General features: G+C 62.2%; 16 protein-coding genes. 11 read left to right on the forward strand and 5 right to left on the reverse strand.

The window, feature by feature from the left end:
* Nucleotides 1-12 precede the first annotated feature (12 nt).
* The 7 genes from tagH to AB7531_RS11565 are packed head-to-tail and all read left to right on the forward strand — an operon-like array spanning nucleotide 13 to nucleotide 11152.
* A complete protein-coding gene (gene tagH, locus AB7531_RS11535; protein ID WP_063981819.1) occupies nucleotides 13-1371 on the forward strand; it encodes a type VI secretion system-associated FHA domain protein TagH in 1359 nt (452 codons plus the stop codon).
* A gap of 48 nt (nucleotides 1372-1419) precedes the next feature.
* Complete coding sequence (gene tssK, locus AB7531_RS11540; RefSeq protein WP_014493496.1) at nucleotides 1420-2757, forward strand: type VI secretion system baseplate subunit TssK; 1338 nt, start codon at nucleotides 1420-1422, stop codon at nucleotides 2755-2757.
* A complete protein-coding gene (gene tssL, locus AB7531_RS11545; RefSeq protein ID WP_063981820.1) occupies nucleotides 2754-4280 on the forward strand; it encodes a type VI secretion system protein TssL, long form in 1527 nt (508 codons plus the stop codon). The genes tssK and tssL overlap by 4 nt, the downstream gene beginning before the upstream one ends.
* A gap of 43 nt (nucleotides 4281-4323) precedes the next feature.
* Nucleotides 4324-7866: a type VI secretion system membrane subunit TssM gene (gene tssM, locus AB7531_RS11550; RefSeq protein ID WP_063981821.1), complete on the forward strand. Its 3543-nt coding sequence runs from the start codon at nucleotides 4324-4326 to the stop codon at nucleotides 7864-7866.
* Nucleotides 7863-8564 carry a type VI secretion system-associated protein TagF gene (gene tagF, locus AB7531_RS11555; RefSeq protein WP_063981822.1) on the forward strand — a complete coding sequence of 234 codons (702 nt, stop codon included), beginning with the start codon at nucleotides 7863-7865 and terminating at the stop codon, nucleotides 8562-8564. The genes tssM and tagF overlap by 4 nt, the downstream gene beginning before the upstream one ends.
* A 6-nt stretch (nucleotides 8565-8570) precedes the next feature.
* The gene (locus tag AB7531_RS11560) at nucleotides 8571-9347 is read left to right on the forward strand and encodes a PP2C family protein-serine/threonine phosphatase (protein ID WP_014493500.1); all 777 of its coding nucleotides are present in this window, start codon (nucleotides 8571-8573) and stop codon (nucleotides 9345-9347) included.
* Nucleotides 9344-11152 (forward strand): serine/threonine-protein kinase, encoded by a 1809-nt coding sequence (locus AB7531_RS11565; RefSeq protein ID WP_063981823.1) that lies wholly within the window; start codon nucleotides 9344-9346, stop codon nucleotides 11150-11152. The genes AB7531_RS11560 and AB7531_RS11565 overlap by 4 nt, the downstream gene beginning before the upstream one ends.
* 9 nt (nucleotides 11153-11161) lie before the next feature.
* Here the strand turns inward: AB7531_RS11565 and AB7531_RS11570 are convergent, their stop codons facing one another.
* Together AB7531_RS11570 and AB7531_RS11575 are read right to left on the reverse strand one after the other, a co-directional pair.
* On the reverse strand, nucleotides 11162-12145 hold the full coding sequence (locus AB7531_RS11570; RefSeq protein WP_063981824.1) for a DUF4424 domain-containing protein: 984 nt from the start codon (nucleotides 12143-12145) through the stop codon (nucleotides 11162-11164).
* A gap of 98 nt (nucleotides 12146-12243) precedes the next feature.
* Nucleotides 12244-12525 (reverse strand): hypothetical protein, encoded by a 282-nt coding sequence (locus tag AB7531_RS11575; RefSeq protein WP_028156828.1) that lies wholly within the window; start codon nucleotides 12523-12525, stop codon nucleotides 12244-12246.
* Between the two features lie 157 nt (nucleotides 12526-12682).
* On the opposite strand from AB7531_RS11575, the gene AB7531_RS11580 reads away from it, so the two are divergent.
* The 3 genes from AB7531_RS11580 (at nucleotide 12683) to AB7531_RS11590 (ending at nucleotide 16912) form a co-directional block, all read left to right on the forward strand.
* A complete protein-coding gene (locus AB7531_RS11580) occupies nucleotides 12683-14407 on the forward strand; it encodes a hypothetical protein (RefSeq protein WP_063981825.1) in 1725 nt (574 codons plus the stop codon).
* Nucleotides 14408-14464: 57 nt separating this feature from the next.
* On the forward strand, nucleotides 14465-16246 hold the full coding sequence (locus AB7531_RS11585) for a caspase family protein (protein WP_063981826.1): 1782 nt from the start codon (nucleotides 14465-14467) through the stop codon (nucleotides 16244-16246).
* 123 nt (nucleotides 16247-16369) lie between these two features.
* Complete coding sequence (locus AB7531_RS11590) at nucleotides 16370-16912, forward strand: DUF4384 domain-containing protein (RefSeq protein ID WP_231142832.1); 543 nt, start codon at nucleotides 16370-16372, stop codon at nucleotides 16910-16912.
* Nucleotides 16913-16929: 17 nt separating this feature from the next.
* Here the strand turns inward: AB7531_RS11590 and AB7531_RS11595 are convergent, their stop codons facing one another.
* From AB7531_RS11595 to AB7531_RS11605, 3 genes are all read right to left on the reverse strand, one after another.
* On the reverse strand, nucleotides 16930-17916 hold the full coding sequence (locus AB7531_RS11595) for a hypothetical protein (RefSeq protein WP_063981828.1): 987 nt from the start codon (nucleotides 17914-17916) through the stop codon (nucleotides 16930-16932).
* A gap of 140 nt (nucleotides 17917-18056) precedes the next feature.
* Nucleotides 18057-19934 (reverse strand): caspase family protein, encoded by a 1878-nt coding sequence (locus AB7531_RS11600; RefSeq protein ID WP_231142830.1) that lies wholly within the window; start codon nucleotides 19932-19934, stop codon nucleotides 18057-18059.
* Nucleotides 19935-20317: 383 nt separating this feature from the next.
* Complete coding sequence (locus AB7531_RS11605) at nucleotides 20318-21088, reverse strand: methyltransferase family protein (protein ID WP_441279956.1); 771 nt, start codon at nucleotides 21086-21088, stop codon at nucleotides 20318-20320.
* A 211-nt stretch (nucleotides 21089-21299) separates the two neighbouring features.
* Between AB7531_RS11605 and AB7531_RS11610 the strand changes: the two genes are divergently transcribed.
* Entirely contained in the window at nucleotides 21300-23081 is a 1782-nt protein-coding gene (locus AB7531_RS11610; RefSeq protein WP_231142828.1) for a caspase family protein, read from the forward strand.
* Nucleotides 23082-23083: the final 2 nt, after the last annotated feature.

Below are 23083 nucleotides of genomic sequence, written 5' to 3' on the forward strand. Positions count from 1 at the left end.
CGAGACGATGTGATGGTGCTTCGCTTTAATATCGAGAACGAACCGAACCTTCCGGATGGCGGACCTGTGTCGTTTACGGTCACCGGCAGGCGTTCAGTCGATATTGGCCGGGACCGTCACCTCGACTGGACGCTGCCGGATCCGGCGCGGACGATTTCCGGAAAGCATTGCGAGGTGCACTTTCGCGACGGTGGCTATTGGCTGCACGACGTTTCGACCAACGGCACCTTTCTCAATGGTGCCGACCAGCGCATGCGGGGGCCGCACCGCTTGCGCGACGGTGACCGACTCACGATCGGCCACTACATCATCGGAGTTTCGCTGGAGAATGAGGCTGGCGGGGGCAGCCCAAACCACGAGGCGCAACTGCGCGAACCCTCGGTCCAGCAGCATGCCGACTACGGAGAGCTTTGGACAGCCGATCGTGACATTCCGCCGCCGATCGATCCGCAACTGCTGAAGAAGCCACGCGAGGCTGCGCGGCCCGTCAATCCGGGGTTCCTGGATTGGGCGGCGAGCGTCCCGGCACCTGGTGTAGACCCATTCCGACGGTCACAGCCGGCGTCTCCGTACCAACCGTCCGAGCAGGACGACGACATGAACTGGGCAGCCGGTCCAGCCAACGCGCCGAAACCGCAAGTCGAGCGCCCGCCCATCATGCCGACCCCACGCCGGCCGTCGGTATGGATTGATGATGAACCAGCCGCTGCCCAGCCGCCAGCATCGCCATCGCGCCCGGCGCAAGCGGCAGACGAGGGACCTGTCACGGCCAAGCCAGTCGGCGGTCCCGAGTTCGCGCGACTGGTGGCGCGCGCTGCAGGATTGCCGGACAATTTCTTTGCCAGCAAGTCCGATGCCGAACTCGCCGAACAGCTTGGCGTCATCTTGCGTATGACCGTGGATAATCTGATGGCGCTGCTGCAGGCGCGGACCCAAGCCAAGCAGCTGACCCGTAGCACTAGCCAAACCACCGTCCAAGCCCTCGAAAATAATCCGCTGAAGTTCTCGCCGACCTCGGAAGAAGCGATGCGCATTCTCTTTGGGCCGCCGACGCGCAGCTACCTCGACACACAGCGCGCCTTTGCGCAGGGCTTCAGTGATCTCAAGTCACATCAGTTGAAGACCTATATGGCGATGCAGCACGCTGTCCATGAACTGATTGCGGGCATAGATCCGACGCTGATGGCCCGCGAGCTCGAGCTTCAGCGTGGCGCAAGCTCCTGGCTCGGCACGAACAAGGGCAAACTCTGGGACGAGTTCTTGACGCGGTGGAAGGCGCATCTCGGCCGCGACAACAGCGCGCCGATCGAAACCTTTATGTTGCATTTCTCGAACTATTACGACCGCGGTGACAAGCCCGGTTCAAAGTAAACTATCGGCGACCACGCGGCTGCCGACAATTTCTAAGTGGATGTAGGAATGTCTTGGTACAGCAAAGTTTTCTGGTCGGAAGGTCTGTTTCTGCGGCCGCATCATCTGCAGCAGAACGACCGCTACATCGAACACTTGCTGGAAAAGCGCGTTCGCTACACGACACCATACCCGTGGGGCTTTGCCCAGCTGGAGATCGACAAGGATCTTACCGAACAGAGCAAGTTCGCGGTGCGCAATGCGTCCGGCGTCATGCCGGACGGTACGCCGTTCGATATCCCTGCGGACAGCCAAATTCCCGAAGCGATCGATGTGCCGGAGACGGCGGCAGGCCAGGTCGTCTGGCTGATGATGCCGGTCGCGGCGCCAAACACCCGCGAGGTCGACGAGGATCGCACCGACAGCGCCAGTCGTTATGTTCGTAGTTCGGAAACCTTCATTGACTCGACCTCTGCGCTACGCATCGAGGAAGAGATCGACATCGCTTATCCGCGCTTGTCGTTCGAACTGCGCAAGAGCAGCAAGCCCGGATACATGGGCCTCGGCATCGCGCGCATTCTCGAGGTGCGCGACAAGAACATCCTGTTCGACGATAAATTCGTGCCGCCGATGCTGATCTGCGCCGCGCATCCGATCATCGATGGCTGGCTCAACCGCATCATCGGCTGGGTTGAGACGAAACTCGACGAGCTGGCGCGTTACGCGGTCGATCCGTCATCCGGCGGTGGGTTGCAGAGTGTCGACTATCTGGTCCTGCAAGTGCTGAACCGTACCATTCCCGTCCTGACTCATTTCCAGCGCTCCGGCAGCGTGCACCCCGAGCGCCTGTACGAGGAATTGCTGAGATTCGCGGGCGAACTTGCGACATTTTCTACGGCGGAACGGCGGGCGCGCAACTATCCGGCTTACGATCACGACGATCTCGAGAACGTCTTCACACCCTTGGTGAGCGACATCCAGGACTTCTTGAGCGCGCGATTGGGCCGGCGGGCAATCCGCCTGGAGATCATCGAGCGCGCACAGAATGCGTTCGTGTCGCCGATCCGCGATCGCGCGCTATTCCGAAACGCGACCCTGGTGCTGGAGGTTGCCGCACGGCGGCCGCTCGTGGAGATCCAGAACGATTTCCCGCACCTGTTCAAGGTCGGGCCGAACACCAAGATGAACGAGATCGTGCACGCAAACCTGCCGGGCCTGACCTTGGCGCATTTGCCGACGCCGCCGCCGCACATCCGGGCCATCACGGATCACGTCTATTTCTATCTCGACCGCAAGTCGCCGCTGTGGCCCGAGTTCAGCACGGCGGCCTCGATCGGAATGCATTTCTCCGGCGACTGGCCGGAGCTTGAGCTGTATCTTTGGGCCATCCTGGAAGACAGGCCATGAGCGACAGGGACAAGCCGGTCAATCCTTTCGGTCGGGGCGAACGGACGATCATCCGTCCCAACCCCGGCGGGAAGTTGCCGCCGGCGCCGACCTCTCAGCCTCCGCCGGGCGAGGGCCCTGCGGCACGTCCAGGCTATTCGCCATCACCGGTACCCTCTCCCGGCGCGCCGGCGCCACCGTCATCATTTTCTCCTGTCCCGCAGGGCTCGAACTACGCCTCCGCGCCGGCCAGCCATCCCGCTGAGGAATGGATATCGACACCCGCGCCAGCCCAGGCGCAGCAGCCCATGCTACCGCCGGGACCGCCGTTGCGCGTCGACGATCTCGTCGCGCCAAATGCCAATCCAGTGATGCGCGCTGCGGGCCCGTTGCTGCAGCTGCTTGGTCGGTTGCGGGTGGCGCTCATGCGCGCGTCATTCGCGAGTTTGATGGAGCAGGTTGCAGACGCGATCAAGTTCTTCGAGAAGGACATCCGTTCCGCGGGCATATCCGAGCACCAGGCCAACACAGCGAAATACATCCTGTGTGCCACTGCCGACGATATCGTGCAGCACATCCCGACCGAGGAGCGCCACGTCTGGACGCAATATTCGATGCTGAGCCGGTTCTTCGGCGAGCGTGTCGGCGGCGTCCGTTTCTTTGAGATTCTCGACCATTTGAAGGTTGATCCACTGGTCAACTATCCGGTCCTCGAACTTCAGCACGCCTGCCTTGCGCTTGGTTTTCAGGGCATTCACCGGACGTCAGGGGGCGGACTTGCGAACCTGCAGCTGATCCAGCGTAACCTCTATGAATTGCTGCGCCGGGTCCGGCCGAAGACGATGAGCGACCTGTCGCCCAACTGGCGCGGGCAAGCGCTGGCGGGGCGCCGGCAGCGTCTGCGCGTTCCGGTCTGGCTCGTCGCGGCTGTCGTGGCCGCGCTGCTGACCGGGTCCTACTTCGTCCTGCGGACGCTCCTCGCTGGCCGGGCAGAGAATGCTGCCGAGGTGGCGCTCGCGCTCCATCCGGCCGGCCCGATCGAGCTCAAGCGCCAGATCGTTGCACCGCCGCCGCCGCCGCCACCTCCGCCGCCACCGGATCGCATCACCCAGTTGCAACGCATCCGCAACGCGCTCGCGAAGGAGAACACCGCCTGTGCCATGACGGCGGACCAGACCCCGAGCTTCATCGTGATCAGGGTCTGCGACCTGGCGTTGTTCGCGTCGGGCCAGGCGACCATCCTCGACGGCTTCAAGCCGATCGCACTCCGCGTCGCGGCAACCCTCGACAAGGAGCCGGGACGGATCCGGGTCGTTGGCCATACCGACAGTTCGCCGATCCGCACAGTCCGCTTCCCGACAAATTTCGAGTTGTCGGTCGAGCGCGCCAAGGCGGTTGCCGCGGCACTGAAGCCTGGCTTGACCGATGGTTCGCGCGTCGACGTCGAGGGCAAAGGAGCAGATGCGCCAATCGGTAGCAACACGACACCCGAGGGACGCGCCAAGAACCGGCGCGTCGAGATCTTTATCGAACGCAGCGAATAGGCAGATACCGCCGGGTCAGGTGGTTTGCGACAGGTACGGTTAGATGCTTGCCAAGGACATTCTTCGCATCGTTCTCTACGGAGTAGGGCTCAGCTCGCTCGGAGCGGTGATCTATCTCGCCGGTCCCTTCATCGCGTTCGGCGACTGGCGGCCGCTGGAGAACCATATCGTCCGGCAGATCGCTATTCTGCTGCTCACCACGGTCGTGGCAGGCATTGTTGGCCTCAATCTGTTCAAGCGGCGCAAGAGTGCCAAGGAGATTGCCGATGGCATCGCTGGTGCGGACCAGCCCGTCAGCGATGAACCGGTGCTCAAGGAGCGCATGAAGGATGCGCTCGCGACGCTGAAGACCGCCAGCGGCAACAAGTCGGGCTATCTCTACGATCTGCCGTGGTACGTCATCATCGGTCCGCCCGGAGCCGGCAAGACCACGGCGCTGGTCAATTCCGGGCTCAAATTTCCGCTCGCGCGCGGGGCGACGCCCGCAGCGATCGCGGGGGTCGGCGGTACGCGCTACTGCGATTGGTGGTTCACCGAGGAGGCGGTGCTGATCGATACCGCCGGCCGCTACACGACCCAGGACTCCAACAGCAAGGCCGACAAGGATAGCTGGCTGGCGTTCCTGGACATCCTGAAGAAAAGCCGGTCGCGCCAGCCGATCAACGGCGTCCTTGTCGCCATCAGTATCGAAGACATCCTGACGCTGCCGAAGCAGGAACTCGCACTTCACGCCGATGCCATTAGGATGCGCCTGCTCGAGTTGCATCAGAGGCTCAAGGTCAGCTTCCCGGTCTACGCGCTATTTACCAAAGCCGATCTCGTTGCCGGCTTCACCGAGTATTTCGCCTATCTCGGCGAGGCCGGCCGCCGCCAGGTCTGGGGTGCCACGTTCCAGACCGCAGACAAGACCCAGAATCTGGTGGGGCAGATCCCGGTCGAGTTCGACCGTCTGCTGGAGCGCCTGAGCGAGGAGACGCTCGACCGTCTGCAGGACGAGCCGACGCCCCAGCACCGCGTGCAATTGTTCGGCTTTCCGGCACAGATGGCGCGGCTCAAGCCCCAGATCCACGACTTCCTCAACCAGATCTTCGAGCCGACGCGCTATCACGTGAACGCGAACCTGCGCGGTTTCTACTTCACCTCGGGTACGCAGCAGGGCACGCCGATCGACCAATTGATCGGGTCGCTGGCACGTACGTTCGGCGCTGAGGAGGTCGGTTCCGGATCCTATTCGGGCACGGGCAAGAGCTTCTTCCTCGCCGATCTGATTTCCAAGGTCATCATCGGCGAGGCCGACTGGGTCTCGACCGACCGTGCCGCGGTGCGCCGCGCGCTGATCCTGAAAACCGCGGCCCTGTCATTGATCGGCCTGGTCTCGATCGGACTGATCGCAGCCTGGCTGATGAGCTACAAGCGGAACTCCGATTTGATCGAGCAAAGCCTGCAGGCGGATAGCGAGTATGCGGCCGCCGGCGCACCACTTATCAAGCAGACGCTGATTGCCGATCATGATCTCGACAAGGTGCTGCCGCTGCTCTACCGGCTGCGCAACGCCCCGGCAGGCTACGGATCGCGCGGCGAGTCGGTGCCTCTGTCGGCTCGCTACGGGCTCAGTCAGCACGCCCGGCTGCTGTCGCCCTCGAAGGCGGCCTATCATACGGCGCTTGAGCGCATGTTCCGGCCGCGCCTGCTGTATCGCCTCGAGGAGCAGCTCAATGCGCGCATCAACGAACCTGCCTTCGTCTACGAGGCGCTCAAGGTCTATCTGATGGTCGGCGGCCTGCAGTCGCCGGACCGCGAGCTGATCCGCTCCTGGATGCAACGTGACTGGGCGGACAACCTCTATCCTGGCGCCACCAACGCGGAAGGGCGGCGTCTGCTCGACGAGAACCTCGTGGCAATGTTCGACCTCGAGACCGAGCAGCAGCCGCTGGTCGAACTCGACGGCCGGTTGATCAAGCAGGCCCAGAGCTCCTTGGCGCGCCTGAGCGTGTCGCAACGTGCCTACGAGTTTCTGAAATCGGAGGCTCGCGCATCGACCGCTGGCGACTGGATCGCTAGCCGCCATGGCGGACCCGACATGGGTGTCGTGTTCGAAACCACGACGGGGCAGCCTTTGGACGCGGTGCGGGTACCTGAGTTCTTCACGTATAACGGCTTCCATCAGAAGTTCGTCGCCCGGCTGTCCGGATTGTCTGAGCGGATGAAGCGGGAGCGATGGGTTTTGGGTGATGCAGGCCAGCAGTCGGCCATCGACCAGCAGTACGACAATCTGGCCGGCGATCTGCTCAACATCTATTCCAACGATTTCGTGACGACCTGGCGAACGGCGCTCGGGAGCCTGCGCCTGAAGAAGCTGCTCGCCGACAAGCCGAAATACGAGGTGCTGCGGGCGCTTTCGGCGCCGACCTCGCCGATGCGGCAAATTCTGGAATCGGTGCGCGATGAGACGGTGCTGACCAAGGAACGGGCGAAGCCGGCGAACGCTTCGGCGCCAGCTGCCGCACCGGCGCCGGCACTCTTCACGAATGCCCAGGATGGACCGCCTGGCGCGACGATCGAGGCACAGTTCAAACCTTACCACGCGGCGCTCGAAGGCGAGAGCACCCGCCGGCCGATCGACTCGACCGTCGCGAACCTGAACGACATCGCGCAGAACCTGACGTTGATCATCGAGAATCCCCAACTGACAGCACAGGCCACGGCTGCGCTTCAGACCCAGGTCGCAGCGCTCCGCAACAATGCCTCGCGCATGCCGCCGCCATTCTCCGACATGCTGCGCGCTGCAGCCGCGGAGTTCGAAGGCAGCATCGCGGCTTCAACCGCTGGGCAAATCCTGCAAACGTTGCGCGATCAGGTCACGCCGGTCTGCCAACAGACCGTGACCAACCGCTACCCGTTTGTCCGCAGCAGCGGCCAGGAAGTCCCGCTGGCGGATTTTGCCAAATTGTTCAGTCCGAACGGCGTTATGGACAAGTTCTTCACCCAGTACCTGGCACCTTATGCCGACACGTCGCGGTCGGACTGGGCTTGGCGCAAGGAGAGCCCCGTTGGTCGGTCGTTCTCGCCCGACACGCTCAAACAATTCCAGAATGCGGCTTATATCCGGGATGCGTTCTTCCAGACGGGCGGCGGTGTGCCCGCCGTTTCTTTCGCGATCCGGCCTCCTGGGGCACCGGGGCCAGGCGTGACCGTTAAGACCGAGATCGGCGGCACCACGATTGCGAGCCCAACCATTCCCGGACCGGCCACGTCGTCCTTGTTCGGCGGTCCGCAACCGACGCCACCGCCACCACCACCGCCTCAGAGCAACTCGCCAACGACCGTCCTATGGCCGGGCCCAGCGCCGCGAACGGCAATTTCAGTTAGTAACGACACCGGCGCGCCATCCGTGCTCGAGCGCATTGGTCCCTGGTCGTTATTTCGGATGCTAGAGGCGGGCTCATTGGTTGTGAAAGCGGAAACGGCCAGCGCGACTTTCATCGTCGCGGGGCGCGAGCTCAACTATCAAATTTCGACTGGGTCGTTGCGCAACCCGCTGAATCTGTCAGTGCTGCGCGAGTTTCGTTGCCCGACCGGGATATGACCATGCGTTGCGGGCTATTCGGCAAGATCGGCGCCAAGCGCGATTTCATCGCGATCGCGACCCCGCGCAGCTTCCTGGAAGCCTGGGAGCCGTGGGTACAGGCCGCGCTGTCAGCAAGTCGCCACCAGCTTGGCCCAGGATGGCAGCAGGCCTTTCTGACCGCTCCGGTCTGGCGGTTTTGGCTCGGCGCCGCGATCTGCGGCACGACAGTGGCGGGTGCGATCATGCCCTCGCTCGACGGGGTGGGGCGATACTATCCCTTGACCCTGCATGCGGTGACCGGCGAGGCCGTCTCGCTGCCGCCGCCGAGCATTGATCCGCAGGACGAATGGTTCGGGCAAGTGGAGGCGTTCATGCTTTCGACCCTGGATCGGGCGGCAACCTTCGAGCAGATCTCCGATGCATTGGATCAGCTTGCGGTGCCACGACTGCAGGAGACCATCGCCGGCGGTCCGGCGATCACGTCGCTTGGTAGTGCGACAATGGGAAGGGCTTCGGCGGTCGACGCCTTCGCGGGGTCGTTTGCAGCACTTTGCGCCGCCAACCCACAGGTCTACGCCGCGGCCAGCTTCTGGTGGACCGCCGGAGGGGAAGGCTTTCCGCCAATGGCGCTGAGTTGCCGCGGATTACCAGATCCGTTTCACTACATCACGCTGCTGACCGGTGATCTCGGCCACGCGGCATCCGGGAATGGATGACACGCGATGGTGCATATTCCATCCTTGTTCGATGTTGGTAGCGTCACCCATGCCGGACGGGTGCGGGAGCGGAACGAGGATTCATGTTTGGTACGAACCGACGTCGGCCTTTGGGCGGTCGCCGACGGTATGGGTGGTCACGAGGCCGGCGATCTCGCCAGTCGCATTGTCGTGCAGTCGCTTGACGCGATCGGCACGCCAGAATCAGCCGCAGACCTGCTGGCGGAATGCGAGGAACGGCTGTTCAGCGCAAACCAGCAGATACTGGCGCTAAGTCATGAACGACAGGGGGCCACCGTCGGGACCACAGCGGCGGTTCTGCTCGTTCGCGATAGCTACTATGCCTGCATATGGGCGGGTGACAGCCGGGTCTACCTGATCAGTCGTGGCGCAATTAGCCAAGTGTCGCATGATCACAGCGAACTGGAGGAACTGATCGCCGAAGGTGCGCTTTCGCGCGAAGACGTGAATGATTGGCCGAGCAATGCCATTACTCGTGCCGTCGGTGTCGCCGATGATCCGGAATTTGAGGTGGTGACAGGCCCGGCCGAGCCGGAGGATATCTTCGTGATCTGCAGCGATGGCCTCACCAGGCACGTGCAGGACGACGAGATCCTGCAGCACGCGGCTACGCGACGCGCCCAGGCGGCTTGCGATGACATGCTCGCGCTGGCTCTTGATCGTGGCGGGCTCGACAACGTGACGATTGTGATCGTGCGACTGCTGACGCCACGATCTCAGGAGGCGACAAGATCTCCGCTCAATCGGGAGCCGCAACCATGACCCCGAACGATCCGTTCCGATCGTCCTATCACGGCGTGCCGCCCGGCACGCGTCTCAACGGCATTTACGAGATCGAAGCGGTGATCGGCGCGGGCGGCATGGGTGAGGTGTACAAATGCCGTGAGATCCAGACTGGATCGCCTGTTGCGGTGAAAATGCTGCTGCCCGACATGGTTGACAACGAGGCGGCGCTCGCGCTGTTCCGTCGAGAGGCCGCGGCACTCCACAATCTTCCGCATGACGCGATCGTTCGCTACTTCCTGTTTACCGTGGAGCCGGTGCTGCAGCGACCTTATCTCGCGATGGAATTCGTGAATGGCCGCTCGCTCTCTAACATGCTCGATGATGGGCCGTTGGCCTTCGAGGCGCTGATCAGGCTGATGCAGCGCGTCGCATCGGGACTGGAGGCCGCCCATGAGCACGGCATCATCCATCGTGACGTTTCTCCGGACAACATCATCGTTCCGCTCGACGACGTCAGGCGGGCCAAGATCATCGACTTCGGCATCGCGCGGTCGACCCAGATGGGTGACAAGACCATCATCGGCTCGGGCTTCGCCGGCAAGGACAATTACGCATCGCCGGAACAGGTTGGGTTGTACGGCAATGACGTGACTGCGAAATCCGATGTCTACAGCTTCGGTCTTGTGCTGTTCCATGCGCTGACCGGGCAGAAACTCGACATGGGCGGCAGCCAGTTTCAACTGGTGGAGAAGCGACGGCGTATGCCCGATCTCGGTGCGGTGGATATGCGAATCCGGCCTTTGCTGGAGCGGATGCTGCAGCCTGATCCGGCATTGCGCCCGACCATGGGGGAGGTCGCCAACTGGACGCCAACCGGTTCGGCCCAGACACCGGCCGCGCCGTTATATGGCTTCGATCCGCTACGGCGGCCGGAAAGCGCGGCGCCGGCGTCGCAGGACAGGATGCCGTCGACCGCGCGGAGCGCGCGCGGCCTCTGGCTGGGGGCGGGCGTGGCGGCATTGTTGCTGCTGGTCGGCGGTGGCGGATATGCCTTCTACAAGCTGGTCTGGTCAGCGCCCGGCACAGCGGTTTTGCCGCCACCTCCGAAACTCGCTGGAACAATGGTGCCGCCGAAGGTCGAGCCCGCTGGACCACAGCCCGGACGCCAAGAGACAGAGAAGTTGTCCGCGCAGCCGACGGCAACGCCGTCTCCGGCGCTCGATGGGCCGGGGCGAGCTGAGCGCATCCGCAAATACGTGGCCCAATATTCTGGCGGTGACTGCTTCTTTGTCTTGCCGATTGCTGTGAGCCCAAATGCGGCTGTCATCGAAGGGTTCGGTGCCTCGACCGCCCCATTCGACACCTTCGACAAAGCGTTTCGGCGTGAGCAGGGTTTCGAAGCTTCGGTCGGCGTCAGGCAAGTGACCCAGGCGCAATGCCCTGCCGTCAAGTTCTTGAGTCAGGTCGGGAGCGATCAGGCGCGAATGCCACGCATCACCCTGTCAGCGACAGAGCTGAAGGGCGGCGAAACCCTCAATGGGACCATTGAGAACTTTGCCAACCGCGTGGTCGAGCTGCTCATGGTGTCAGATCGCGGCGAAGTCCAGAGCCTCTCCTACCTTCTGAAGCCGGGCATCGACTCACTTTCGTTTACGCTCCCGACAGCGCGCGCGAGCGGTCCGCAATTGCTGTTGGTCGTGGCGGTTCCGCAGGTTCTGGACTCATTGCGCCAGCCGCGACCGATGGCTGCCGACACGTTCTTTCTGCAGGCGCTAAGCGAGGCTCAGCGCAACAAGGTGACCGTCATCGCGGCCGCGCGCTACGTGCTGCTCACCAATTGACCGGCACGCTCAGAATGTTCCGATCACCAGGATTTTCAGGTCGGCATCCGGCTTGAAGTCGCTTGCTGTATATTCAAGCATGTTTCCAGTAGCAGACGATGCCTTTAGCCGCCCGGGACAGAAGCTCACCAAGCGGTCGCTGCCGCCTGGGTCGATAGTCAGTTTGAACGAGCGGATCGGCCCGGCCCAATTCGCGCCGGTCTTGAGCACATACGAAATGCGCCGCTCCTGCAGCTTCGCGCTGTTGGTTTGGTTACTGCCCGCGCGCTTGTCGAGTTCGGCGAGGAACGTATCCTGGACGCAGTACTCTTTCCGGTAACGGGCGACTTCCTGAGCGAGTGCGCCGCTGCGGCGGAGGCTCGAGCGCAGGATGGTGTCGGGACTGGAGCCGACGCTCGGCCGGTACTGGTGTTCGACCAAGACGGTGCGCATGGGCGGAAACACCTGCTGGCGCACGGCCGAGGTCTTGATAACCCAACCCGGCGCATATTGCTGCCGGCCGTTGTCGCTCTTTCCCGCAGGTATCAGAAGTCCGTCGTCCACGAGCCGGGCCCGGGTCGCCTCGGGCAGGTCGTTCACCCGGATCTCGCGGCTACCAATCGGCAGCAGCGGCAACTTGAGTTCGCGGAGCAGGGCACCGACATCCCTGTTGCCGACCATGGCGCGCTGATCGACGGTCAGCGGCGCCGGGCTGCCATCGACCTTGGTCTCGAAGTCGACGAAGTTGATCGGATCATTTGACGGCAGTGCGATGTTCTCAGCCTCCGACAGGTCGATGTCGGGCAGCGGAAAGGCAACGGTAAGCGTGACCGGCCTGGCGGTGACGTTGGCGAATTGGTAGCGAACGCTAATCCTGTCGAGCGCGATACGAAGGTTCTCGCTCTCCATGGCCACGTCATTGGTGCGCACGAACTGGAGCCCGCCGATCGACAATTCCGCAGCCGAGTCGTTGGCGCGTGCCGGCCAGCCCGTCGCAACCAGCAGCGCGACCATCAAGGCCCGTATCCGGAACGATGGTCGGGGGGAGGGTCCGTTCGACAAGCTAGTCTCGATGCGGCGTCGCAGCATATGCTGGTTCCATCCGATGCGGGTCAATCGATCGGCTGATAAAGATCGCCCCACTCGGACTTCCAGACCCCGTCTGGATCGCACACTACGAGCGCGAGCTTTACGTCGTTTGCCAGCCGGATCGCGCCGCGAAAAGCATCCTGAGCCGGCAACTGCGCGCTGACCTGGTCGGTGGTCAGCCGTCCCCCGCTCGCGGCGGCCGGCAGCACGATCGATCCGGAGATGCCGTCATTGTCGCGTTTCAGGACAAGCGTGATCGCGTCGGGCTGGACTTCGCTCACCTGCTCAAATCTATTCCGGGCCATGTTTTGCACCGCAAGCTGAAGACATTCGGACTATCACCGTCCAGTGATAGATTGAACGTGATTGAGATTGCTCACCACTAATTGACGCGCCGCATCAACGGCATCTCGGATTAGTCGATCCGACGCGGCGATCGGTTCGGGGTACATTGAGGCGAACATGCTTCGTCCAAATCATTGGATCTGGGTCTTCATTGTTGGCGCTGGCATTCTTGGAACCAAGGCGTACGCCGACGATACCGTTGTACGCAGCTTTGCCGGCGGTTCGGCTGCTTCCATGGTCGGCATCGTCCCGGCCAGCGAGGACGTGGAACTCGCGGGACCGCAAGCACTCAGCGCCGATGGGCAGGGCAACCTGTTTGTGCTCGATCAGATCAACGGTCGCATCCTCCAATTTGATCCGAAACAGCCGAGCTCGGATCCTGACGTCCTCAATATGCCGAAAGACGTCCAGCCGACGGATCTCGTCGTCCACAACGACGACATCATGGTTTGGGACGGCGGCGTACGGACGCTGAAGGCGGCGCCGGGGCAATCCACGCGCGGCCTCGGTGGTGATGTGATCCAGCTTGAAGAGGTCTCGAGCCGCGGCACGGACGACCAGGTCGCCGTCTCCGCTTTTGCCCAGATGGGATCACAGGCGCCAGGCAGCGCGACCGACCTGCTCGACCAGAACACCCGCGCGGCCATCATCAAGACGACGCGGCAGCCCGACCGGCAATATGTTGCTACTCGAAGCAAGGGCTCGGTGATCGCCGACATCATTCCGGACAAGGGCAATGCCAGCGTACGGGTCGAAATCCAGACCATGGTCACCAACGAGACGATCGGCCAGCTCGGCCTGCGGGTGCGCAACCAGCTCGGCACGGTAGAGTTTCTCGAGATTGACAACAGTGACCGCTTCTATGTGTTGGCGGAGGACGTCCCGCCATCGGGAAAGAATGCCTCTACGTTCGTCGCACGCTATGCCGCGAACGGCCGTCTCGAAGGAATCTATGAGCTTCCTTTGGAAAACACGCCGCTGACCCGGCGATTCGTAACGGTTTCGGGCGATGGCGATGTCTATTTCCTGCGGACCAAACCGGACGGTATTGAAGTGGTCGGCGTGGGCTTCAGGCCTCTGACCAACGCTTCGATTATCGACGTGCGGCCGTCGCGAACGGCAGCCGCGCCGGCACCGCAATCCGGCGTCAAATTTGACGCGTCGGCCGCCGTGAGACCGTCCAATCGCCAGCAGGCGATCGAGACAGCGTTTGCGTTCGAGGGCATCCAGTGGAAGCTGACGCAGGCGAATTACGGCAACGATCCCGACAGCCAATGCAGCGGCTTCAGCCGTGTTCGTCGGCCGTGGTATCTGCAGGGAAAGGTGAATCAGGAGGTCCGCGGCGTACCCTATTGCTGGGGCTGCCACGGTTCGCTCGCGAACTTCCGGCAGCGGATCGAGAGCGGAACGCTGGCTGGCAATGTGTGCACTCGCAATGCGCCACGGCCGGATGTGGCTGGCGTCGACTGTTCGGCCTTCGTCAGCGCCGCGTGGGGGCTGTCCGTCCACTACACGACTGCCGCTATCCCCGCGATCGCAGCCCCCGTGGCAAATCCCTGGGACCTGAGGCCGGGCGATGCGCTGAACAAGCCGGGCTCGCACGTGATGTTGTTCCTGCGGTTCACGCCTGATCGCAAGGCCGAGGTGATGGAATCCTCGACCGGCGGCTGCAACGGCCGCGTCTGCCGCAACGTCTACCCGTTGGCGAGCCTGCTTTCGCGCGGCTACGTTCCGGTCCGCTTTCGAGCCTTCGCGGACGATCAGACGGCAGTTTCAGCGAGCGCCTATCAGGAGACCGAACAATCGCCGGCGGGCCGCAAAACGGCAAGCAAAAGGCGCTGAACCCGGTGTGTCGCCAGAGCTACAAAATGGGTAGGCATGATGTCGAGGTGGATCACGATGCGGATGCCCAGAGGATTTTATTGCGGGATCAGGCAGCTATGCGCCACCATCGGGCTCGCTGCGTTGATCGGGCTGATAACCCCTCACGCATATGCGGCAGGAGGACTGTCGATCAGCAATCCGGACGGGGCGGCGGTGCGCGCGCTCGTGATCGGGATCGATGACTATCAGCACGTGCGGAAATTGAAGGGCGCGGTCGCTGACGCCACTGACATCGTGACCAGCTTGAAAAACATGGGGGTTGGCGACGTCGTCGTACTGACGAACGCCCAGGCCGACAGGGCAAGCGTCCTGCGCGAGATCAGTGCACTGGTGGAGCGGACCAAGAACAACGACCTCATCTTTCTGTCGATCGCCGGTCATGGCACCCAGGAGCCGGAGCGCGTCAAGGGCTCGGAGCCGGACGGAATGGAAAACGTGTTCTTGCTGCCAGGCTTTGAAACCACGCCAACCGGGTCGGTTGAACGTGTTCTGGGCAGTGAGTTCAACCATTTCATCCGGCAGTTCGAGCTGCGCGGGGCGAGGGTGATCTTCGTGGCTGATACCTGCCACGGTGGCGGTATGGTGCGCGATATCGATCCGCGTGCCGCTGAGATGAGCTTCCGGCAGGTCCCGCGTTACACGTTGCTGGTCGACGAACTGAAGCCGGTGTCGGACAGCAACGATCCGAAGTCAGAACTCGATCTTGACCACACGGCGTTCCTGGCTGCGGTGGACCGCTACACCAAGGCGCCGGAAGTCCGCATCCCTGGCATCGATGGCTTGCGCGGGGCTCTCAGCTATGCGGTCGCGCGGGCGGTGGAGGGGAGCGCAGACATCAATCACGATGGGAAGGTGACGCTCAAGGAGCTCTTCAGCAATGTTCGACAGGTGGTCTATCAGCTCTCGGACCAGCGCCAGAACATCGTGACCATATCATCGCCGCCTCAGACGCCGGATACCGACGTCGCCTTCGAATTGACGCGCGGTGTCGTGCTGATTCAGGGGCCGGCCGCGAGAGCTGCCTCTGGTCCGGCCGGATCCGGGGGGGCCGTCGAGGGACAGGCGCCCGCGCCACCGGCTGTCACGGCCAAGGCACCAACCACTCCGACCCTTGCCGCGGCGGCGACCAAGGAACTTCCGACCGGCGACGCGCCGGGGCCTCTCCGCCTCGCTGCACCAATCCGGCTGGCGGCGCTCGACGGCAAGACAAGCTATTTTGCAAGCGTGAAGCCAAAGGATGTTCCCGTGCAGGCGGTTCAACCGACGGACAATCCCGACCTGATCTGGGATCCCGTGTCGCACGACGTGATCGCGTGGGGCGACGTGGTCGCCTACGGGATCGACGTTGCGAACTTGCCGACGGTAGTCGATCGGACAGCGGCAATTCGTGAACTGAAACGCATTGCGACCCGGTCGCCGCAGATCATGCGCATCTGGCCAGACGATCGCCAACAGCGTGCTGGCCAGACTGTCGAAGTTGACCTGTCTGATGTGGCGTCAAGGGCGGTGCTGCTGTTCAATGTGTCTGGCGATGGCACCATCCAATTGTTGTATCCGGTGGGTTCTGATGCGGCGCTGGCCCGATCGGCGAGTTTGCGCTTACCGCTCAGGGTCGGCGAGCCGTTCGGTGCGGAACAGATCGTTGCGGTGACCTCGCAGCAACGCATGGTAGATCTTGAGACAGCCCTAATGCAGTTCAACCGGCGTCGCGCCTCGGGGCAAGTGATCAAGAGTCTCGAGCGTTACTTGCCCGCAGACGCGCGAATCGCCTCGATCGGCTTCTTCAGTGCCCCCTGACTCTTAGGGGAGCAGGCCATGCCGTCATCTCGGCCGATCCGCCAGGCGCGACCATGGCTCGCATTCCTGCTGCTACTGGCGGGTAGCGGAGCTGCGCCCGCAGCACCATTGCCGACGGCGTCGTTGCATGTCGGCACGACGTACGCACGTTGGCTTTGGCCGGTACAAGCGGTGCGCGGGCAGACCAATACCGCGAGTGTGTCCCTTCAGATCCTGCCGAGCCAGACCGTCAACGTCGGCGGCAAGGTCTCGTTCGGCGTTACAGCCAGGAAGACTGGATATCTCATTTTGGTCGACGTCGACGCGGAAGGGCGGATGTCCCAGATCTTTCCGACCCCCGAGCTATTGGCGCAGTCGAACGAACGCGACATCAATCTCGTCAAGCCGGGTGTCGAATTTGTTGTTCCTGCCCCGGCGGCGCGACAGCGTGGTTTTGAATACGTCGTCGCACCGCCAACAGGGTCCGCAGTGATGATCGCCATCCTGAGCGAGCGACGCGTGCAGTTGCTCGATTTGCCGGACATGCCCCGCAAGCTGGAAGGTCAGGCCGACGCATTGAGCTATCTATCGGCCTGGACCAGCGAGCTGCGCGTGCCGGACAACAGCAGCGGAAAGCTGGTGACGAACAATTGGTCGTTCGACGTCAAATCCTATTCCATCAAGTGAGCCCTGTGAAGCTTGGGTTATAGCTTGCTCAGTCGGCTGAAGAAGCCACCCCGGGCGATCATGTAATGAATGTCCTTTGGAAAGGGAAAAGCGCTGCGAACGTTGGAAATTGCGTGCTGGAGGAATTCCCCGCGCTGCGGCGCTGGCTTATGCCGCGGCTGGTCCGCGACCTGCGGTATCATGAAGCGATCCACGAAAGCCGGGTCAAGATCGTTGACCCTGACCATCTGGCCAAATGCCGGGAATAGATCGTAATGACCCAAGCTTACGCTGAGGTTCTTGAGGGCAGGGCGCTGAGGCTGAGTTTGATTGCCATCGGTCGTCGCCAGCCCACGCCCGATCAGGTCCAGCTTCACCGATTGCGGCAGAGTTGATGGACCATACACGATCTCGAGCGCCCGGCCGCTCTGTCCGGACAACCATTGGTACCAGAAGGTCGCATCATCGGGCCGCGCATTGGCACCGTAGAGGCAGTCAAATCCCCAACAGGCCGTCAGCTTGCCCTGATACTTTCCAAGGCTCCCGACGAGGTTGCGCATGCCGTTACCACCGCCGGAGTGGCATGCGATGATGAGCTTGCCGATCTGGAGCTGAGGAATGGACGTCGAGGAGAGACCCAGGAACCTGGCAAGAGCTCCAAGGATCTCCTCGAGATAGCGTTCGCCCCAGTTCGCGGTTGCCAGGTCAGACACGCTGTAGTTTCCGGCAAAGGTGTCGCCAACGGCATATTCGTAGCCCAGGAACGGCGCGATAAGCACTACGTCCTTGCCGGAATCCCGGACCTGTTCGCGCAGCCGCGCTGGATCGCTGTGGAAGAGGAATTCATGGTTTTTGACATAGAAGCCGTGAAGCCAGATCACGACATCGAACTTGGTGGCAGCTGTTGGGTGCTTTGGCGGAAGATAAACCGCCGTCGGCTTCATGCCGGGGGCCTGCCGCTTCGTGAAGAGCGTCACCCCGGGAAAGGCGTTGGCGTCCTTTTGCTCAAGCTCACACGCAACCACGCAGGTCGCTCCGCTTCGGCCAATCCAGGCACGGACCTGGATGACCCAGTGTTAAGCTCTGCCGCCCGTCACACCTTCTCGACACCAAGATCCGCGCGGCCTCCTGGCCTTCCATGACGCCGTGGCAGCCTTGCGCGTTGCTAGTTGCAGGACTCGACATTACCCACGTTGCCCCCGGGGCCGCCGCCGCCACGGTATTCGAGGTGGCAGCCACTACGGACCTGACGGCACAGAGATTGATCGCAAACGACCTGACCACCGCCGCCGCCGGACCTCGCAGTTGCTTGTCGCCGCGGAACGTCGGCTGCCGGCGCCGGCCTCTCGCGGGCCGAACGATCCGCACGTGACGGACGCTCGTCCGTGTTGCGCTTTGCGACCGGTTTCTTCCCGCGTCGCTTCTCGCATTCATTGTCGTCGTTGAGGAACGAACCCTCGGCACAGGTGATCCTGCTGCACTGGTCACCGTCGGCCTTGTAGCCATGATCACAGATCAGGGGACAGACCCGGGACGGCTTGAGCTTGATTGCGTCAAGCGCGTCGAGACTTGCGAGCTTGGCGTCGAATTTGGTTCCCGCGTGCTGGTTGAAGAGAGCCAACGAGCGCTGTGAGGCCGCATTCCATTGGCCATTGACGGCGCCGGTGAAGCAGCCGACGCGGCTCAATTCGCCTTGTACAGACTTGGCGATATCTACGGACTTGGAGAGATCGGCCTTTGCGATATCGGTCTGGCGCGGCTCGTCGCTCAGCGCGGCAAGCTTGGGCGTCTTGCTGTCCTCAGCGGGCGTAGCGGCCGCTGGGTTATCCGCGACGGTACTCTCAACAGCCGGCTTATTCCCGGAGAGTGCAGCGACGATTGTAGATTCGGACGCAATACGTTTCCGTTCCGCCTCGGCGGCTTGCTCCTGCGCCGCTTGCTTCGTCTTCTCGGCCGCAATCCGGGCCTCTTCCGCAGCCTTCAGCTCCGCGGCCGCCTTCTCCTGGTCGGCACGCTGGGCGCCCTGGGACATCAGGCGAGCTCGCTGCTGCTCGGCCTCCTGCGCTTTCGCCGTGGCCGCGACACGTGCGTCCTCGGCGTCGAGCTGATTGAGCTGCAGCTTGGCCAGATTTGAGTAGTATCCGTCCGGATGTTGGGTCAGGAACGCGTTCAGAGCAGGCTTGTTGCGGAGCTGCAAGGCCAATTCGTAATCACGTCGAATTTCCGACTGGGGGTTGGCCGCCTGTACCGGCTCCTCGGCCTTGGTAGCCGGAACAAGCGCAACGTCTTCGCCGCCGAGCGAGCCGTAGACATAGGGCTCCTGTCGGTTGCCCGTGGCTTGCAAGACATCGTCGCGGACGAAGCCGAAAGCCCTTCGCAAGTCGAGCCCCGGCTTTGCGATGTACTTCACGAGAGCCGTCGCGTACGGACTATTCTGGCTGTTGCCATCGAGTGCGGTCAGTCCCGCTTTCGCGGCAAACGCGATCAGCGTGTTGGAGACGGTGGGCTCGACCCTGGCCAGTCCGCGGCTGATCGATCGCGAGGCAACTGTACGTTTCATCGAGTCGGCAAACGGATTGTTGCGGCACGCGTCGACGATCACCACGCGTAGTTGCCTCGCAGGCTCAATCGCCAGCAGGACGCGGTCGAGCGAGAATGCTTCGTCATAGATGTCCGTGTCACGTTCGAGTCTGGCGTCGGTCGGGATCAGATAGTTTGTCCCGTCGATCTCGATACCGTGGCCAGCGTAGTACACCAGGGCTATGTCGGCATTGCGGGCCTGATCGGCGAATTCTCTCAAGGCCCGCCGCATATCGGTCGCGGCGAGGTTAAGTCTTGAGTCAACCACATCGAAACCTGCCCCCTTCAAGGTTGCGGTGATGGCCGCAGCGTCGTTGGCCGGGTTTGGGAGCAGAGGGGCGTTTTGATAGTTGGCATTGCCGACCACCAAAGCCACGCGCTTTGTCGCCCAGGCTGGCTGACAGGCCAGGAACAGCGAAGCGGCGAGAAGAAGCAAAACTCGAAGGTGCCTGTACACTCTCATGGCGAACACCCAACCTATGCCCGTAGAATGGTGACGTCGCGAAGATGGCCGCATAAGAAATGACTTTTGGAATTCGTACGCTACCGGCGGCTGCCTATCTGCATACAGTACCAAACTCGAGCCCGATCCATTCCTATGTGTTGTTGCGAAATGCGGACGCGTTCAAAAGGCATGGAAGATATTGCGCCGGGCGCTGTCCGCCGATTCATGTGGATGATAGGCGCCCGCCAGTGCTCTGCTGAGGGCGCGATCACAAAATAAGATATTGATATAAAACGGTTATTTTTCTGGGGGCTGCTCGTGGCAGCGCGGCACAAGGCCTCCGGCTTGGTTCGAACTCGAGTTCCGCTGAGCCGCACATCGAGGAGACGTGAAGAGCGGTGTCAGGCGTGCGGATCGATCGCCTTGGTCGAGAGCTCCGGTCCGGCCTGATGAGCTCGCCGCCCGAGTCTCGCGGGGATCAGACCTGCAGGGATCAGAAAAGGCGTTGCCGCGGCATAGACGTCATATTCAGGGAAGGCCAGTCTTAGAATCCGCTCTTCGTTGATCATTCGTCGGCACTGAATCATCGCAACCACGATGGCGATGAGCACGGCAAGTGGTGAAAGGACCTGAAGTGTGACACCGACCAACGCAATCCCCTCACATAGGTAGAGGGGATGCCGGACGACTCGATAAGGCCCTTCCGTCACAAGGCGCCTCGCCTCCGGTAGAATGCTGAAGGATTTGCCCAACCAGCGGAGTACCACGATAGAAAGCGAGATCCCCACCAGGATCAACGTCGTGGACAGAGCCGACCAGATCGGGCCGAGCTCTGCCTTCGGAAGAAAAGCGAGTGCGACGGTCGGAAATGCGCCCAGCAAGGCCGAGACCCGCATCTCAACGCCCTTCGACTTCATTGTCGGGACCAGCCGAGTCATGGTTGTCAGTGCAACGAGTCCGAGGAACAGGACGTTGGCAACGCTGGCTGCGATCATCAGCAAGTTGTCCACGCTGCCCAACGGAAGGCGATGGATGCTGGCGGCGCCAATGAGAGCAGACCCGCCATAGACGATCACGATGGCCACCCTGGAGGTCCAGTCCAGCCATGGATTGACGCCGCCGGCGATCCGGTTCCTGGCTGTCCCCTCCTGGCCGACCTTCGCGTCAGTCACAGCAGTGATCTCGCTCGCTCAAAATCTGCCTCACTAGACGCCAGGCCTCCGGAGAGGTCAATTGGCTGGCCACATCTCCGGGCGCGGCCACACCAACCGGTCCCATGCGGTTCCACATTCCGCGGACCTTCCGGATCGTCGAGTTGTCATTGAACCGAACCTGTCGTGGCGACACGAATGATAAAGCGCATGATTAAACAGTAGTACTGCCATGGGTTTGCACGGATTCGTGAATTTGCGCCGAATCTTGTTCCTTCTTCCTGTGCTGCTGCTCTTCTTCTGTCAGCCGGCATGGGCGGGGAATCGCGTCGCACTTGTCATTGGCAATTCTGCCTACAAAAACGCGGCGCCACTTTCGAATCCCGTCAATGACGCTGCGATTGTCGAGGCGACACTAAAGAACGCAGGTTTTGACGTTGTGCAAACCCGCCGGGATCTTCAGGCGATCGAGATGCGGCGCACGCTGCGCGATTTTGCCGATCAGGCTCGCGACGCAGATGTGGCCGTTATCTACTACGCCGGTCATGGTATGGAGATCGAAGGTACGAACTACCTGATCCCGGTCGACGCCACCCTTGAGCGCGATACGGATGTGTACGATGAGGCGTTTTCGCTCGATCGTGTCATGCTGGCCATTGAACCTGCAAGGCAGCTGCGACTTGTGATCCTCGACGCTTGCCGCAACAATCCTTTCTCCGAAAAGATGAAACGGACGGTCGGCTCGCGGTCCATCAGCCGGGGCCTTGCCCGAATTGAGCCGGCGACGGCGAATACTCTGGTTGCCTTCGCCGCCAAGGCTGGCTCGACAGCGTCGGACGGCAACAGCAAGAACAGTCCCTACGCTGCCGCATTGGTCAAATATATCGGGACTCCGGGTCTGGATTTGCGCAGGGTGTTCGGCTTCGTTCGCGATGACGTCATGAAAGCAACGGGCAATCGGCAGGAGCCCTATGTTTACGGCACGCTTGGCGGCGACGACGTGCCGCTGGTGCCCGCCAAGGAAACAGCCAAGGGGCCAACCAGGGAACCAGCCGGAGAACCAGCCAAGGAGGCCGCGAAGGAAGCTGCTCCATCGCCAACGCTGCGATCCGAAATACGGCGCGACTACGAGCTCGCGCTGCAGGTTGGCAACAAGGATGCACTGAACTTCTTCATCGTCCAGTATCCGGATGGTTACTACGCAAGTCTCGCAAAGCTTCAGCTCGCCAAAATCGATGCGGAGGAGAAGCGTGTTGCTGCGGCCGAAAAGGCGCGTCAGGCCGAGCAGGAGCAGGCGCGGCTCGTCAACGAGGGCGCACAACAGATGCAACTTGCCAAGGCGGCGTCGGATCTGAAGGCAGCGCAGGAAGCTCGGGCCGCCGCCGAGGCCGCCAAGGAAACCGCGCAGCATCAGGCTGCTCAAGCCGAACAAAGGCGTGTCGCGGCTGAAACGGCACCTGCCGCGAAGAACGCCGCACCATCAGCAACAGGGCAGCCGCAAGAGGCGAAGGCAAACACGGACACAAAAGTGGCAGCGCTCCCCAATCCACAGGCTCCCGTGCCGCCACCTTCGCCAGCTGAGCTGGCAAAATCGGTGCAAAGCGAATTGCGCCGGGTCGGCTGCCTCACGGGATCGGCCAGTGGGGAGTGGGATGCGGCGTCGCGGCGCTCGCTTGAGCTGTTCAATCAAAGCGCCGGCACCAAGTTCGATACCAAGACCGCGAGCGCCGATGCGCTCGATGCGATCAAGCTCAAGGCGGCGCGGGTTTGTCCTTTGATTTGCGGATCCGGCCTAAAGCGCGACGGCGATCGTTGTGTCAAGATTGCCTGCGCTGCGGGTTACTTTCTGAATGGCGACGATGAATGCGAGAAGCGCAAGGTCCGTCAGGCCCCGTCCGCAAGACTTGAACGAAGGGAGAGGGAGGCTGCTCCTGCAAGACCCGCAAGACCCGAGGCCAGCGCAAGCAACAAGCCGGAAGGCGGCGGAATGCCATTCATGTTCTTCCTGCCTTGAAG

Source organism: Bradyrhizobium sp. 63_E2_N1_3 (genome assembly GCF_052076005.1).
GTDB lineage: Bacteria > Pseudomonadota > Alphaproteobacteria > Rhizobiales > Xanthobacteraceae > Bradyrhizobium > Bradyrhizobium barranii.